Origin of the sequence: Sphingomonas hominis (assembly GCF_013328205.1) — a bacterium.
GTDB lineage: Bacteria > Pseudomonadota > Alphaproteobacteria > Sphingomonadales > Sphingomonadaceae > Sphingomonas > Sphingomonas hominis.
In genome coordinates this window covers 12,838-29,364 of record NZ_JABULH010000004.1, presented here as the reverse complement: position 1 = coordinate 29,364, position 16,527 = coordinate 12,838, and the positions used below count along the sequence as shown (strand labels likewise).

The following is a 16,527-nucleotide window of genomic DNA, read 5'->3' as shown; positions in this document are numbered from 1 at the left end:
GCACCGAATACCCCGCGTCCGCTCACGGAGGCGCCCCCCGCTTCCGCTTACTTGAACGACGCGCGTACCGAGAAGGTGATGCGGCGATCAGCGATGAACCAGTTGCGTGGCCTGGTCAGAAGATCGTCGTTGATCACGTAGGACGTGCGCGTAATCGAGTTGGTCAAATTTACGCCTTGAATGCCCAGCCGCACTTCCGGCGTCACCGCGACGAAGGCCGACGCGTCGAACTGGCCGTAGGATTCGGCGTAGACCGGCGCGTTGGGCGTAATCACGTCGCGGATCGTCAGCAAATTGCGTGACCGCCAGTTATACGCCGCGCGTAGCTCCAGCCCGTTGCGCTGGTAGAACGGCCCGATGTTGAACTGGTGCTTGGACAAGCCCTGTAGCGGCAATCGGCTGGTATCGACGTTCGAGATGATCCCAGCGGCCACGTTCGGGTCATTCGGATCGAGCTGCTGCTGCGACACGCCCGATGAATGAACAAAGGTGTAGTTGGCCGATAAGCCCAGTCCACCAAGCACCGATGGCAGAAAGCCGTAGGTCTGCTGGTACCCAACTTCGAAGCCGCGCACCTTGCCGGTTTCCTCCGAGTTGAGCGGCGTCGTCACGATCGCGTCGAACGTCGCACCGTTGTTGGTGAAGCTTAATCGCTGCGTGCCGACCGACTGCACGCCGTACAGATTCTTGGCAAATGCGGAGAAGGTCAGCTGGCCGACGCTGGAGAAATACCATTCGGCGGTCAGGTCGTAATTATCACCGCGCACCGGCTTCAGGTTCGGGTTGCCGACATCGAAGATCGCGACCGGTGCACCGTTAAACAGGATCGTCTGGTCGCTGGTGTTCAACCCGATGTTGTAGAACGAGCGCGTGAGACCGAAGTCAGGCGGCGCGACGCTCTTGTTGAACGCGGCGCGGAACTGCAACCCGCCGCCCACCGCCAGCTTCACGTTGAAGCTCGGGAGGAAGTAATCGTAGGTGACGCGCGCGTTGTTGAGCACCAATGTACCGTTCTGGAACGCGGCGGCGGCGGCCCTTGTTGCGTCCGGCAGTGCGCAGAAGCGTGAGATCGCACTGCCGTCAGTCGGCGCGACACAGTTGAATGCCTGATTGTTGAACGAGAAGAACCCCGACGAGATACGCCGAGTTTTGGTATAGCGCACGCCGACGTTGCCGCTCAGGTTCCAGCCGTTCGACAGGTCGTTGCCGAACCGCACCAGGAAATAGGCCGCGTTGTTGCGCTCGCTGACGGGGTTGACCTCGCCCGGACGGAACGGCGTTCCCGCGATCACGCCCGAGCGCGCGGCGAGCGGTACCCAGCCGTCGGCACCCGAGTTGGTCGAGGTGAAGCCACGCCATTCCGACGCAATCTGGCTGACCTGCTGCACCGCGGAGCCATAGTCTTGCAGCAGCTGGCCCGGGTAGAACAGGCGTCCGCCGTTCGACGGATCATTCGCCTTGCCGCGGAAGAAATTGTCGTAGAGAAATGCCTCCTGCGGCGCGGTACTGCCCGCCGTTCGCGTCGCCGGATTGCCATCGACTGGTCGGTCGAACCATACCGGGCCGCCCGCGCCGACCGACGCGCCGCTCGCGTCGGTGCCGCCGCCCCAGATCTCGCTCAGCACGCCCCAATTGTACGCGGTCGAGCGCGCTTCGTTCTGGCGATCGGAGAAGCGGTAGCCGGCTCGAATCGAGTTGATCCAGCTCTCTTCCGGGAAGGAATAATCGAGGTCGATCCTAGCTGAATCCTCGTTGCCCGCGCTGTCCTCAATGTGGTCCATCGCCGAGCGGTAGAAGCTGTTGTACGGGTCGAGGTAGCTCGGATGCGCGGCGTTCTGGTAATTGTTCGGCTCGTTGGTGACGGGCACGAAGTTGACGAACGCCGGCTTCGTGCCGTCCAGGCGAATGTCCGCATTCTGATAGGTCGTGCCCCAGACCGTCAGGTCCGTGACCTTCACCTTTGACCAGACGTGCTGGTAGTCGACCGTCACGCCCAGCCGCTCGGTCGGCTGCCATTTGACGTTGAAGCTGGCATCGTTGGTCACGAAGCGCGACCGGTTGCCGCGTGCAATGTTGTTGCTCTGCAGGCCGTTCGTCGGCGTGCGCAGGTCGCCGCCGTTCGCCGGGTCCTGATCGGCGCGGTAGCCGTTCGGACCGGTGATCAGCCCGCTGGTGAACGCATTGTCGTCGTCGAAGGTGAAGCTGGTGCCGGGGAACGGCTGCGAATCGCCCGCCGCCAGCACGTTATCGGTCGCGACCTCGATCGAGTTCTCGGTCCATGCCTCGCGCGAGTCGGACCGCAGGAACTGCGCGGTCGCGGTCAGCCTTTCGTCGTTGCTGCGGAACTGCCCGGCGGCCGAGTAGCCGTAGCGGGTGCGGTTGAACTCCTGACTGCGCGTTGCGGCGCCGCGCGGCACGTACACGGTCGTGCCGAGGTTCGGATTGTTGTTGGCGTCGAGCGGCTGGAGCAACGCGCCGGTCGAAGTCAGGACCCGCTCACCCCAGTTGGAGATCTGCACACTGTCGGCGCGCGAGCGGATTTGCGACCGCACGAAGCTGCCCAGCAGGCCGAACTGACCAATCCCGGTCTGCCAGCGATCGCTCAGCAGGACCGACACCGTCGGCGCGGACTTCTTGACGAAATCGCCGTAGTTATTTTCCAGCGTGCCGCCGGCGGTGAAGCCGGTCGAATCGAATGGCAGCCGCGTACGCAGGTTGACCGTGCCGGCGATGCCGCCCTCGATCATGTCGGCGGACGGGCTCTTGAACACGTCGACGCCGCCCAGCAATTCGGCGGGCACATCCGCGAACGAGAGGCCGCGACCGTTGTTGGCGCTGAACGAATCGCGGCCGTTGATCTCCGAGCGGGTGTAGGTCAGGCCGCGCACCACCACGCCCGAGCCCTCAGTCGAGAAATGGTCCGGGTCAACGCCGGCGGAGAAGCGGCTGATCGACACGCCGGGGACGCGCTGCAACGCTTCGGTAACCGATCGGTCAGGCAGCGCGCCGATGTCCTCCGACGAGATCGAATCGACGACGACGTCCGAGTTCTTCTTGATCGCCTGCGCGCTCTGCAAGCTGCGGCGAATGCCGGTGACGACGACGTCCTCGTTCGCGGCCGCCTCCTGCGGGGTCGCGGTCGCTTCTTCGACCGGCGTCACCTCCGCGCCACCCGACGGCACCTGCGCGTTAGCGGACGGTTGCGACTGTAGCTGTCCCTGCCCCTGCATCGAGGCGGCCGCGTCAGAAGATACGGTACGGCTCGCGCTCTGCGCAGCAGCGTCTTCCTGCACGATGGCGGGTCGGGCAACCGCGACGACCGGCACGGCGGCGAGGCACAGCGCGGTGATCGACGCACCGCCTTTCAGCATCGCCATCCGACCGAATGTCCGCGACTTGATGGAATTAACCTGCATGCTCAAACATCCCCCCAAAGCCTGATAGCGCTATCATTACCGATTGCAGCGCCTTTAGCCCAACCTCGCTACTCACCAAGAGAGCTTTTTTCCAGCCCTAATTTGCATTAGATCGACAATGTATTCCGTTTGTTTGTAACGGTAACATCCTGGTGAGGAGAGGCAGATGGAGCCGGCGCGGATGCGCATCGTCGTCGTCGGCGGCGGAACCGCGGGATGGATGACCGCTGCCACGCTCGGCTGGAGCGTCGCCGGTCGTCTGGCCGACGTGGTCCTGATCGAGTCGGAAGAGATCGGTACGGTTGGCGTCGGCGAGGCGACGGTCCCACACATCCGCTTCTTCAATAAACGATTGGGTATCGACGAAGCCGACTTCATCCGGCGCACCCACGCGACCTTCAAACTCGGCATTGAGTTCCGCGACTGGGGTCGGATCGGCGACAGTTACATCCACCCGTTCGGTGACTTCGGGCACGACATCAACGGCCTGCCTTTCCATCATTATTGGCTGCACGCCGCTAGCGCGGGCGGCGGCGTTCCAGCGCTCGAGGAATGTTCGTTGCCGATCATCGCGGCGCGCGCCAACCGCTTCGCGCTGCCATCCGATGATCAGCGCGCGATCGGCTCGACCTTCTCTTACGCTTATCAGTTCGATGCATCGCTCTACGCGGCCTACCTCCGCCGCTACGCCGAGGCGCGGGCAGTTGAGCGCGTCGAGGGCCGCGTTGTTCGCGTCGAAGCGGATGCAGAGCGTATCGCGGCGGTGGAGCTGGCCGATGGCCGCCGCGTCAACGGCGACCTGTTCATCGACTGCTCCGGCTTCCGCGGCCTGTTAATCGAGGGCGCACTGGCGGCCGGATACGACGATTGGTCGCCCTGGTTGCCGTGCGATGCCGCCTGGGCGATGCCGTCGGAGAGCGTCGGCCCGCTCACCCCCTACACTCGTGCGACCGCGCGCGAGGCGGGGTGGCAGTGGCGTATCCCGCTTCAGCATCGCACCGGCAACGGGCACGTCTTCTCGACCCGCTTCACCGATATCGAGCGCGCGCGCGCACTGCTGCTGGCGAATGTGGAAGGCGAGATGCTCGCCGACCCGCGCCTGCTGCGCTTCCACACCGGGCGGCGTCGCCGCCAGTGGATCGGTAATTGTGTCGCGATCGGCTTGTCGGCTGGCTTCCTCGAACCGCTCGAATCCACGAGCATCCACCTGATTCAGCTCGCAATCGGCAAGCTGCTGGAGCTGTTCCCGACCAATGGCATCGTCGATCCTGCCGATGTCGCTGAGTTCAATCGGGCGATGGCGCTCGAATACGAACGCGTGCGCGACTTCCTCGTGCTTCATTATTGCGCCACCACGCGCGACGACACGCCCTTCTGGCGTCACATGCGCGCGCTGGAGCTGCCGCCGTCGCTGGTCGAGAAGATGGATGAGTTCCGCGATTGCGGCATCGTGGCGCAATACCGCGAGGGCATGTTTCTGCCTGCCAGCTGGCTTGCGGTCTATCACGGACAAGGGATCACGCCCGCGCGCGTCCACCCGCTGGTCGCCGACGCCTCCGCTGCCACTGCCCGCGGGCACGTCGCAGCAATTGCTGCCGCCTGTCGTCACGCGGCCGCAGCAATGCCGTTGCACGAAGATCACTTGGCGCGCTTGAAAGCGGCATGATGCAGACGATCGCCATCGTTGGTGAAACCCTGTGTGGCTGGTTAACCGCGGCGGCACTGGCGCATCGATTGCCGCGTGATCGCTACCGCATCCTCGTCGTCGCCACTGACACCGCCGAGAGTGAACACGTCCACGACGGCTTCGGCGATTTCGCGCCCGTGATCGCGATCCCGCCGCAGGCGGCGCGCTTTCACGCCGAGGTGGGGCTGGATGAGCACGCCTTGCTTCGCGCGACGGGCGGTGGCCAAGCGCTCGGCGTCGCATTCGGCGGTTGGCGAAACGATGGTGCGGCGGCGTTCCTGCCTTACGGCGAGACAGGTGCGCCGCGCGAAGGCATCGCCTTTCATCAACTCGTTGCGCGCGCGCGGGCGGCGAACCATCCAGTGCGCTTGGCCGATTACAGTGCCGCCGCGCTCGCCGCGCAGGCCGGACGGTGTGCGGACACGTCAATCCCGCACGCGCTGCATCTGCCGACGGCGCGCTACCTCGCACTGATCCGTGCCGCGGCGGTGAACGCGGGCGTGCAGCAACTACCCGCCCCGCTCGCAACCTCTGCGGTCGAGGCCGCCGGCATCGTGACGCAATTGCTGCTCAGCGACGGCAGCACCATCGCGCCGCTGCTGGTGCTCGACTGCTCAGGCGTCGCCGCGAGCGTCGCCGGGCAGTTCGAAGCGGCGTTCGAGGACTGGTCGCACTGGCTGCCGTGTGACCACCGGCACGTGGAGGTGATCGCGGCCGAAGGCGCGCCGCCGCCCTATTCGCAGGTCGACGCGCACAACGCTGGCTGGACCGCGACATGGCCGCTGAACGGCGTCGACGTCCGGCTGACGTGCAGCGTCCAAGGCAGTGGCGAGCGGTTCCGCTCCGGACGCCGCGTCGACACATGGCGAGGCAATTGCATCGCGCTCGGTGCCGCGGCGGGCATCCTTGAACCGCTGCATCCTACTGCGCTGACGCTGCTCCTGAGCTCGCTCGCGCGATTGATCCAGCTATGGCCCGCTGACCCTGTCGCCCCGATCGAGGCCGCCGCTTTCAACCGGGCGACTGCGGAGGCGTGGGAGGGCGCGCGCGACTTCGTCATCGCGCATTATGCCGTGGCGAGCCGTGCGGGAGCGTTCTGGGATCAGCGGCGACCCATGCCGGTGCCAGAACGATTGAGCGCGAAGCGTGATCTCTTCGCCGCGCGCGGACGCTTGCCGATGTTCGACGAGGAACCATTCGACGAGGCCGACTGGGCCGCGATGTTCGACGCCCTGGGCCTCATGCCACGCCGCTACGATGCCCGTGCCGACCTGATCCCGCTGACCGACATCGAGCAGCATTTGGTCGAGCAGCGCACCCGCGCCATCGCGCAGGTCCGTGCCCTGCCCCGATACGTCGACGCCATGGCACCGCTGTGGCGAGCGGCGGCATGACGATCGGCGCGCCGATCCGCCGCGTCGTCATCGTCGGCGGCGGCACCGCCGGCTGGATGGCCGCCGCCGCGCTCGCGCGGTTGATCCCGCTGGGCACGGACGTGACGCTGATCGAATCGGACGCGATCGGCACCGTTGGTGTCGGCGAAGCGACGATCCCGCCGATCCGTAGCTTCAACGCGATGCTCGGCATCGACGAGAACGCGTTCCTGGCGGCGACCGCCGGCAGCTTCAAACTCGGGATCGAGTTCGTCGACTGGGGTGCGCTAGGCGAGCGTTACCTGCACCCCTTCGGCGGCTTCGGCTTCGACATCGAAGGCGTGCGCTTTCACCATTACTGGCGACGTCGCATGGCGGCGGGAGTGGACGAGCCGATCGAGCGTTACTCCTTGTGCGCGGTGGCGGCGCGCGCCGGGCGCTTCCTGCCGCCCTCGCCCGACCCCGCCTCGGTGCTGTCGCAGATGGCGCATGCTTATCACTTCGATGCCGGCCTCTACGCCCGCTTTCTGCGCAGTCGGGCGGAGCGCGACGGCGTGTCGCGGGTCGAGGGTGAAGTGGTCGACGCCTCGCTCGATGGCGAGACCGGGCATGTGCAGCACGTGACGCTTGCCGGCGGGCATCGGATCGAGGGCGATCTGTTCATCGACTGCTCGGGCTTTCGCGGCCTGTTGATCGAGCAAGCGCTGCACGCAGGCTACGAGGATTGGTCGCGGTGGCTGCCGTGCGACCGCGCGGTGGCGATGCCGACCGCCAACATCGGCACCGCCATTCCACCCTTCACGCGTGCCACTGCTCGCGCGGCGGGATGGCAGTGGCGCATCCCGCTGCAGCACCGCACGGGGAACGGTTACGTCTACAGCAGCGCGCATTGTTCGGACGATGAGGCAGCCGCGACGCTCAACGCCGGGGTCGATGGCGCGCCGCTCGCCGACCCGCGCGTGCTTCGCTTCACCGCGGGTCGCCGTCGCAAGCAGTGGATCGGCAACGTCGTCGCGCTGGGTCTCGCGTCTGGCTTCGCCGAGCCGCTGGAATCGATCAGCATCCATCTGGTGCAGAGCGGTATATCCAAGCTGCTCGCGCTCTTCCCCGACCAGGGTTTCTCACCCGTCGAGATCGACGCCTACAACCGGCTAGCCGAGACGCAATTCGATCAAGTCCGCGACTTTCTTGTCCTGCACTATTACGCGACACGGCGCGACGACTCACCATTCTGGCGTGAGGCGCGCACGCGCGGCATCCCCGACAGCCTGCGCGAGAAGATCGCGTTGTGGCGGCGGCGCGGCCGGCTGTTCCGCTGGGAGGACGACCTGTTCGCCGAAGCGAGCTGGGTCGCGGTGCTGCTGGGGCAAGGTGTCGTCCCTGACGGATGGGACCGGCTGGCGGACACGGTCCCGAGCCGCGAGATAGACGCGAGGTTCGAGCGCCTGCGCGGCCTCTTCGCCGATGCCGCACGACGCATGCCGCGGCACGAGGAGTATCTCGCAAGCAACTGCCCCGCTCAAGTCCCACGATGACCGCGCCACGATCAATCGTCATCGTCGGCGGCGGCACCGCGGGCTGGATGGCGGCCGCCGCGCTCGGCCGGCTGTGCGTGCCGGCGGAGGGCAAAGTGACGTTGGTGGAGTCGGACGAGATCCCGACCGTCGGCGTCGGTGAGGCAACGATCCCGCCGATCCGCACCTTTCATGCGATGCTCGGCATCGACGAGGACGCGTTCCTGCGCGCGACCGGCGGCAGCTACAAGATGGGGATCCGGTTTGAAGGGTGGACGCGCGCAGGCGAAACCTACGTTCATCCTTTCGGACAGATCGGCACCGAAATCGCGGGCACGCCGTTCGCCGCGCAGTGGCTGCGCGCGCGCCTGCACGGCGGAGCCGAGCCGCTCGATCATTACTCGCTGGAGGCGCGCGCGGGCGAAGCCGGGCGCTTCTCGCGCCCGATCGCCAACGGCAACTCACCGCTGTCGCGCATCGCTTACGCGTATCACTTCGATGCCGCGCGCTACGCCGCCTTCCTGCGCGCCCATGCCGAGCAGCACGGGGTCGTTCGCCGTGAGGGAACGGTCGAGCATGTCGAGCCCGGCCCGCACGGCGTCGCCGCGATCCATCTGGCCGATGGCGCGCGGATTTCGGGTGACCTGTTCATCGACTGCTCGGGATTTCGCGCGCTGTTGATCGAAGGGGCGCTCGGTGCCGGATGGTACGATTGGTCGCGGTGGTTGCCGTGCGACCGCGCGGTCGCGGTGCCTTCGCCGCCCGATGCCGCGCCCCTGCCGCTCACCCGCGCGATCGCGCACGAGGCGGGCTGGCGCTGGCGTATTCCGCTCGCGCATCGCACCGGCAACGGCCTGGTTTATTCGAGCGCGCATCTCGACGACGATGCGGCGCAGCGCGCGCTACTCGACGCAATCGACGGCGAACCGCTCGCCGAGCCGCGCTTGATCCGGTTCGCGACCGGGCACCGCCGCCGCTTCTGGAGCGGCAATTGCATCGCGCTCGGGCTCGCCGCCGGCTTCATGGAACCGCTGGAATCGACCAGCATCCATCTGGTGCAGAGCGGCATTCAGCATCTCGTCCGCATGATGCCGCCCGCCACTCCGACCGCGCCCGCGATCGTTGAGCGCTACAATCGCATCATGGCGGGCGAGTTCGCGCGCATCCGCGACTTCCTGGTCGCGCATTATCACCTGAACGACCGCCCCGAACCGTTCTGGCGCGAGCGCGCGAACGCGCCGATCCCGGACGGGATGGCCGAGAAGCTGGCGCTGTTCCGCGCCGGTGGCCGTATCTTTCGCGAGCCCGACGAACTGTTCAACGAAACAAGCTGGCTCGCGCTGTTCGCGGGCCAGCGAGCACTCATCGACGCGCACGATCCCATCTGCGATGCGATTTCCGCCGATCTGGTGTCGCACCGACTGCAACAGATCGAGCGCGTGGTCAGCGCCTCGCTGGCGCACATGCCATACCATGTCGAGGCGCTGCGCCGGCTCGCGCCGGAATGAACGAACTGACCTCGGCGTCACCCGCGCTGATGGTCAAGAGCGTCGCATGGCCCCTGCCCGTCATCGCTCAGCGCCGTTGCAGCACCCGCAGCAGGTAGGCGCGGAGTCGCTCGGTCCGCTCCGGACTGGCCGCACCCAGCACCCCCCGCGCGGGGGCGGGCAGATGGTCGCCCGCCGCCGCGGCGTCTTCATTGAACACGAAGTGATCGAACCAGGCACGCCATCCCGCCTTCTCCGCCGCCGGGCGGTCGCGCACCGCCATCAACGCGTGCACCACCGCGTTGAATGCCGAGGCAGTGGGATCGAACGCCCACCAGTAATTGCACAACACGTTGAGCGTCCCGAACGCCTGCACGTGATGCCACCAGATCGCGGGCATGAACAACGCGTCGCCCGGTCCCAGATCGGCCACCATCGCGTGCTGAAGCGCGTCGGCGTAGCGCGGGTAACGCGCGAGATCGGGCGCGAGCGGATCGACCATGCTGGCGGGCGGCCCGGCGAGCGTACGGTCGAGCGGCCCGACATACAGATTGCCGACCTGATCGGGCGGAAACAGCGTAAAGCGACGCTGCCCCGCGACCACGCAGGCGAGATTAGTCGACCCGTCGTAATGCGTTGCGGTCTGCGAACCGTTGCCGATCCACAACCGCGGCTGCGCACCGCCCAGCGGCAGATCGAGCGGGTTCGCACTCGCCCATCCCGGCAGATGCTCGGGCGCGAGCGCCGCATTCGCGTACAGGATGTGCCGCTCGCGCTCGGGCACGGTTGCGAGCCGCAGCAATTCGCTAAGCAGCAGTTCCAGCGGCGCCTGCTCGCGGTGAAAGTTGAAGCCTTCCAGATTGTCGCCGCGATAGAAGAAGCGACCGCGGTATTCCGGCCCACCGACCAGCACGTCGAGCGGCCGGCCTCCGCTCCCCAGGCTCGCCAAATACGCGGCGATCGCGCGATCACCGCCGCTTGCTGCCTGCACGCTCGCCCAATGCGCCACCTGCCCGCGCAGGATGATCGGTGTCGCGCGCGGATCGATCTCGGCTGCGAAGGTCGCCGCGTCGACGGCCGCGCGCTCCTCGACACGAACGTCGGTGGCGGCAGGATGGTCGATCTTCATGGCCGGCACGTTACCGCAACCGCGCGCGCTGCGCCATACGACCAGACCGATCGCCCCGGCGCGCGTAAACGCTTGCGGAGCATGGATGCGCGGCGTTAATGGTAACGCTAACGGATGTAGACGGGGGTGGGATGATCGGTTGGCGGGCGGCGCTGCTGCTGGGCTCGGTGGCAACGGCGAGCATGGCCGGCGCGCGCGATGCCTCGCCGCAGGCCGACCACGCGCGGTGGATCGCCTCATGGGGTTCGGCGCAGATGGTGGCGGACGGCGACAACGCGCTGTCGCCGGAACGCGCGACGTCGTTCACGCTGCGCCAGGTCGTGCGCCTGTCGGCCGGCGGCGACCGCGTGCGCGTGCGCTTGTCGAACGCGCACGGATCGGAGCCGCTAAGGATCGAGGCGGCGCACCTGGCGCTCAGCGCGGCGCCGGGCAGTGCGCGCATCACGGGCGGACAGCGGCTGACCTTCACCGGCCGCGCCACCGCAATCATCCCGCCGGGCGCTGAAATATTCTCCGACCCCGTTGCGTTTACCGCCGCCGCCGGCGCCGATGTCGCCATCAGCCTGTTCATTCCCGCCATGGCCGGACCGCAAACTGGGCACCCCGGCGCGCGCGCGACGAGTTTCATCCTATCTGGGGATCACGTCGCCGATCCGGTGCTGGCAGGTGCGGAGCACGCGACGCACTGGTACGTGCTGTCCGACGTCGAGGTCGCGCGCGGCGCGGCGACGTTCGTCGCGATCGGCGATTCGATTACCGATGGTTACGGCGTGGCACCGGATCGCAACACGCGCTGGCCCGACATCCTGGCCGAACGGCTGCGTGCCCGACCGGCGCTGCGCGGCGTCGGTGTGATCAATGCCGGGATCGGAGGGAATCGCGTGCTGCTCGACGGGCTCGGTCCCAACCTGCTCGCGCGGTTCGACCGCGATGTGGTGGCGCGCAGTGGTGTGCGCTGGGCAATCGTGCTCGCAGGGATCAACGATTTGGGCGTCCTGACGCGCGACGCTCCCGCGACGCCGGCGCAGCACGCCGCGATCGTCGCGCAGGTGACCGCGGCCTACGCACAGGTCGTCCAGCGCGCGCACGCCCACGGCATCAAGGTGATCGGCGGCACGCTGATGCCGTTCGGCGGCAACGAATATTATCATCCCGGTGCCGAGACCGAGGTCGATCGCCAGGCGATCAACCAGTTCATTCGCCGCTCCGGCACGTTCGACGCAGTGGTGGATTTCGACCGCGCGATGCGCGATCCCGCGCGTGCCGACCGACTGGCGCCGGCGTACGACTCAAGCGATCACCTGCACCCGTCCGAGGCAGGCTATCGCGCGATGGGTGAAGCGGTGCCGCTCGCATTGTTCGACGACGCACGACCCGCCCGCGCGGTTCGGGTACGCGCTCGTCGTATCGACCGGATTGCCGCCCGCCGCCGCTTGAACGCTGCCGTGCCGCTGCGGCGCAGCGCCCCACTGTCGCCGATCAGAAGCCTGATCCTTGCTACCCCAGTTGATCGCTGATCCCACCTCGGAGATGCCCGTGAGCACCAACACCTTCATTTTCGACCCCGCCGACGCACTCGGCCCCGACTGGCGCGAGGGTCGATGGCTCGGCCGGATCGATCGCGGTGACGGGCCGACCCCCGTGATCGTCGCGGGCGGCATCGTCCACGATATGGCGATGGTCGCACCTACGGTCGCCGAGCTCGTCGCGCGCGGCGCGCTCGATCCAGCCGCGGGCGAGCCGATCGGCGCGCTCGACGCGCTCGGCCTGTCTGTCGATTCGACACCGCGCCTACTCAGCTCGATCGATCTGCAATGCGTCAAGGCAGCGGGCGTGACCTTCGCCGTGTCCGCACTGGAACGCGTGATCGAGGAGCGCGCGCGCGGTGACGCGGGCGCGGCGTCGGCGGTACGCGCGCGGATCGAGGAGCGGATCGGCGGCGGCATGGCGCAGGTGGTGCCCGGTACCGACGAGGCCGCTGCGCTCAAGGCCGCGCTGATCGAGGAAGATTTGTGGTCGCAATATCTCGAGGTCGCGATCGGCCCCGACGCGGAGATCTTCACCAAGGCGCCCACGCTGTCGACGGTCGGCTGGGGCGCCGAGATCGGCATCCGGTCGGACTCGACCTGGAACAACCCTGAGCCGGAGATCGTGCTGCTGGTCGCGCCGGACGGCCACGCGGTCGGCGCGACGATCGGCAACGACGTCAATCTGCGCGATTTCGAGGGCCGCTCGGCGCTGCTGCTGGGCAAGGCGAAGGACAATAATGCGTCGTGCTCGCTCGGCGCGTTCATTCGACTGTTCGACGACCGATATACGATGGATGACGTCCGCCGCGCCGAGGTGGCGTTGCGGATCGAGGGGCGCGACGGCTACGTGCTAGACGGCGCCAGCTCGATGAGCCAGATCAGCCGCGATCCACTGGAGCTGGTGCGCCAGGCATTGAGCGAGCATCAATATCCCGACGGCTTCGTGCTGTTCCTCGGCACGCTGTTCGCGCCGACCAAGGACCGCGACGAGCCCCAGCGCGGCTTCACCCACAAGGTCGGCGACACCGTCTCGATCAGCGCGCCCGGCCTCGGTCGGCTCGTCAACACGGTGACCACGTCGAAGGCCGCCGCGCCGTGGACGTTCGGTGTCATGGCCCTTTTCCGCAACCTCGCGCAACGCGGGCTGCTGTCCGCATGACTCAGGAGCTTTCCTTGCCCAGCACCGACGAACAAACCGGCGCGCGTTATCCCTCGTTGCGCGACCGGCGCATCATTGTCACCGGCGGCGGCTCCGGGATCGGTGCCGGGATCGTCGAAGCCTTTGTCGCGCAGGGCGCACGCGTCGCCTTCGTCGACGTGGCCGAGGCCGACAGCCGCGCGCTTGTCGATCGGCTGTCGCCCGATGCGGCGCACGCGCCGATCTTCCTGCCGCTCGACCTGACCGACCTCGACGCGTTGCGCAGCACCTTCGCGACGATGACCGACCGGCTGGGCGGGGTCGACGTGCTGATCAACAATGCCGCCAACGACGATCGGCACGAGATCGCCGAGGTCACGCCCGCTTACTGGGACGAGCGGATGAACGTGAACCTGCGTCACCTGTTCTTCGCCGCGCAGGCGGTCATCCCGGCGATGAAGGATGCAGGGCGCGGCGCGATCGTCAACTTCGGATCGATCAGCTGGCACCTCGCGCTGTCCGACCTGATCCTCTATCAGACCGCCAAGGCGGCCATCGAAGGGATGACCCGCAGCCTGGCGCGCGACCTCGGCCGCGACAACATCCGCGTCAACGCGATCATCCCGGGCAACGTGCAGACCCCGCGGCAGGAGAAATGGTACACACCCGAGGGCGAAGCGGAGATCGTTGCGGCGCAATGCCTGAACGGCCGCATCCAACCATCGGACATCGCCGCAATGGCGCTGTTCCTCGCTTCCGACGACGCGCGGATGTGCACCGGGCATAATTATTGGGTCGATGCCGGATGGCGCTGACCTACTCAGCCGAGCCGGTGCTGTGCATCGGCGCGACCTTGGGAGAAGGACCGATCTGGTTCGATGACGCCTTGTGGTTCGTCGACATCAAGCAGCACCGCGTCCACCGCTTCGATCCCGCGAGCAGCGACCACGTGGCGTGGAGCGCGCCGGGACAGGTCGGCTGGGTGCAGCCGCTCGCCGACGGTGGCATGCTGGCGGGGTTGCAGAGTGGGCTCCACCGCTTCGATCCCGAGAGCGGGGCGTTCACTTTTCTGGTCGCGCATGAGGCGCATCTGCCGGGCAATCGGTTGAACGACTCGACCGTCGACGCGCGCGGGCGGTTGTGGTTCGGCTCGATGGACGACGCCGAGCAGGCGCCGAGCGGCCGCATCTACCGCGCCGATGCTGCCGCAGTCGTGCCGGTAATTGACGGCATCGTCATCACCAACGGCCCGGCGGTCACGCCCGACGGACGCACGCTCTACCATTGCGACACGCTGGGCGGGGTCGTCCACGCCTGCGTGCTGGAAGACGACGGTCGTGTCGCGGCGACGCGGCCCTTCGTGCAAGTTGACGTCGAAAGCGATGGGTATCCAGACGGTCCCGTCGTCGACGCGGAAGGTTACGTCTGGGTGTCGTTCTTCGGCGGCTGGTGCGTGCGGCGCTACGCGCCCGACGGGCGTCTCGATGCCGAGGTGCGCCTGCCGGCGTCCAACGTCACCAAGATCGTGATCGGCGGTCCTGACGGGCGAACCGCCTACGCGACGACAGCTACCAAGGGCCTGTCGCCCGAGAAGCGCGCACGTCAGCCGCACGCGGGCGATATCTTCGCGTTCGACGCGCAGGTGGCGGGTCAACCGACGTACCGGATCGCCATCCTGCCCGCCTAACGCGCGAACGGAGCAGTGATTAAAAAAGGGGCGCCGCGACTATTCGCGGCGCCCCTTTTTTGCTTGCCAGCCGGGCAATCGCCCGGCCGGCGCGCGATCAGCCGGCCATATCCTCCAGTTCGCGCCCGCGGGTCTCGTTGACCAGCGCCCGCACGAAGAAGAACGACACCGCGGCGAAGAAGGCGTAGCCGGTGTAGGTCACCGCCAGCCCCGGCGATACGGCGAGCGCTGGGAAGCTGACCGAGATCGCGGCATTGGCGATCCACTGCGCGAAGCCCGACACCGCCAGCCCCGATCCGCGGATCTGGTTGGGGAACATCTCGCCCAGCATGACCCACATCACCGGGCCCCAGCTGGCGTTAAAGAAGATCACGTAGAGGTTCGCCGAGACCAGCGCGAGCAGCCCGTTGTTGCCCGGCAGCGACACTGCACCCGCGGCATCGGTCACCGCGGTCGAAAAAGCGTAGGCGACGATCGCCAGCGTCACCGCCATGCCGGCCGAGCCGACCAGCAGCAGCGGCTTGCGCCCGATCCGGTCAACGGTCGCGATCGTGAACAAGCACGCCGCGATCGACAGCACACCCGACAGGATGTTGATCTGCAACGCATTGTCCTCAGTGAAGCCCACTGCCTCCCACAGCACGGCACCGTAGTAGAAGACGACGTTGATGCCGACGAGCTGCTGGAACACCGCCAGACCGATGCCTGCCCATAGGATCGGGCGGATATTGCCCGTAGTCTTGTCGATCAGGTCGCTGAGCTTCGGCTTGTGGTGGTCGGCGGCGAGCGAGTTGCGGATGTCGACGACCTTGCGATCGGCCTCCGCCGCACCGAACAATCGCGTCAGCACCGCGTGCGCCTGCTGCTCGCGTCCCTTTGCCACCAGGAAGCGCGGGCTCTCGGGGATGACCAGCAGCGCGAGGAAATAGATTGCCGCCGGGATCGCCTGCAGCCAGAACATCCAACGCCACGCCGCATAGCCGAGCCAGAACGGCGCGGTCGAGCCACCGGCGTAGCGCGCGAGTACGAAATTGGCGACGAACGCGCCGGTCAGGCCGGAGATGATCATCACCTGCTGCACGCTCGACAACCGACCGCGGATCGAGGCGGGGGTCACTTCGGAGATGTAGACCGGCGAGATGACGCTCGCCGCGCCGACACCCAGTCCGCCGATGATGCGCGCGACGATAAAGATCGCCGATCCGGTCGCCGCACCCGCCAGCAACGCGCTGAACAGGAACAAGGCGGCTGACACCATCATCACGTTGCGCCGCCCGATCGCGTCGGCCATCCGCCCCGCGCCGAACGCACCCACCGCTGAGCCGACCAGGATCGCGCCGACGTTGACGCCGATTCCCAGCCGGCCAAGCCCGAAGGCTGCCTCAAGCCCCTTCTGCGTGCCGTTGATCACACCCGAATCGTAACCGAACATGAAGCCGCCGATCGTCGCCACCGCGACGATCGCGGCGATGAAGCCGTGATTGACCGTGGCCTCCCCTCCCCGCGGTGTATCCGCTCCCATCATGCGCGTGTCGGTCATTATCCCTCTCCCCAGTGGCATTGTTGT

Annotated in this window: 11 protein-coding genes; 8 read left to right on the top strand and 3 right to left on the bottom strand. The window is 67.1% G+C overall.

The window, feature by feature from the left end; genetic code table 11:
• Window positions 1-47: 47 nt before the first annotated feature.
• The gene (locus HRV97_RS10275; RefSeq protein ID WP_174194194.1) at window positions 48-3,416 is read right to left on the bottom strand and encodes a TonB-dependent receptor; all 3,369 of its coding nucleotides are present in this window, start codon (window positions 3,414-3,416) and stop codon (window positions 48-50) included.
• A gap of 181 nt (window positions 3,417-3,597) precedes the next feature.
• Here HRV97_RS10275 and HRV97_RS10270 point away from each other — a divergent pair, with 181 nt between their 5' ends.
• The 4 genes from HRV97_RS10270 to HRV97_RS10255 are packed head-to-tail and all read left to right on the top strand — an operon-like array spanning window position 3,598 to window position 9,498.
• Window positions 3,598-5,082 (top strand): tryptophan halogenase family protein, encoded by a 1,485-nt coding sequence (locus HRV97_RS10270; RefSeq protein WP_246248674.1) that lies wholly within the window; start codon window positions 3,598-3,600, stop codon window positions 5,080-5,082.
• Complete coding sequence (locus tag HRV97_RS10265; protein ID WP_223176766.1) at window positions 5,079-6,497, top strand: tryptophan 7-halogenase; 1,419 nt, start codon at window positions 5,079-5,081, stop codon at window positions 6,495-6,497. The genes HRV97_RS10270 and HRV97_RS10265 overlap by 4 nt, the downstream gene beginning before the upstream one ends.
• Window positions 6,494-8,011, top strand: coding sequence for a tryptophan halogenase family protein (locus HRV97_RS10260; protein ID WP_174194191.1), 1,518 nt, complete (start codon window positions 6,494-6,496; stop codon window positions 8,009-8,011). Before HRV97_RS10265 ends, HRV97_RS10260 begins: the two co-directional genes overlap by 4 nt.
• Window positions 8,008-9,498 (top strand): tryptophan halogenase family protein, encoded by a 1,491-nt coding sequence (locus HRV97_RS10255; RefSeq protein WP_174194190.1) that lies wholly within the window; start codon window positions 8,008-8,010, stop codon window positions 9,496-9,498. The genes HRV97_RS10260 and HRV97_RS10255 overlap by 4 nt, the downstream gene beginning before the upstream one ends.
• 67 nt (window positions 9,499-9,565) lie before the next feature.
• Here HRV97_RS10255 and HRV97_RS10250 read toward each other — a convergent pair whose 3' ends face one another.
• Window positions 9,566-10,606, bottom strand: coding sequence for a cupin-like domain-containing protein (locus HRV97_RS10250; protein WP_174194189.1), 1,041 nt, complete (start codon window positions 10,604-10,606; stop codon window positions 9,566-9,568).
• 131 nt (window positions 10,607-10,737) lie between these two features.
• Here HRV97_RS10250 and HRV97_RS10245 point away from each other — a divergent pair, with 131 nt between their 5' ends.
• The 4 genes from HRV97_RS10245 to HRV97_RS10230 are packed head-to-tail and all read left to right on the top strand — an operon-like array spanning window position 10,738 to window position 14,960.
• Window positions 10,738-12,123, top strand: coding sequence for an SGNH/GDSL hydrolase family protein (locus HRV97_RS10245; RefSeq protein ID WP_223176765.1), 1,386 nt, complete (start codon window positions 10,738-10,740; stop codon window positions 12,121-12,123).
• Between the two features lie 19 nt (window positions 12,124-12,142).
• Window positions 12,143-13,294: a fumarylacetoacetate hydrolase family protein gene (locus HRV97_RS10240; RefSeq protein ID WP_343044486.1), complete on the top strand. Its 1,152-nt coding sequence runs from the start codon at window positions 12,143-12,145 to the stop codon at window positions 13,292-13,294.
• Between the two features lie 14 nt (window positions 13,295-13,308).
• Window positions 13,309-14,088, top strand: a complete 780-nt coding sequence (gene xylB, locus HRV97_RS10235; protein WP_246248673.1) for a D-xylose 1-dehydrogenase — start codon at window positions 13,309-13,311, stop codon at window positions 14,086-14,088.
• Window positions 14,079-14,960, top strand: a complete 882-nt coding sequence (locus HRV97_RS10230) for an SMP-30/gluconolactonase/LRE family protein (protein ID WP_174194186.1) — start codon at window positions 14,079-14,081, stop codon at window positions 14,958-14,960. The genes xylB and HRV97_RS10230 overlap by 10 nt, the downstream gene beginning before the upstream one ends.
• Window positions 14,961-15,057: 97 nt before the next feature.
• On the opposite strand, the gene HRV97_RS10225 is transcribed toward HRV97_RS10230, so the two are convergent.
• Complete coding sequence (locus tag HRV97_RS10225; protein ID WP_425505759.1) at window positions 15,058-16,500, bottom strand: sugar porter family MFS transporter; 1,443 nt, start codon at window positions 16,498-16,500, stop codon at window positions 15,058-15,060.
• Window positions 16,501-16,527 lie beyond the last annotated feature (27 nt).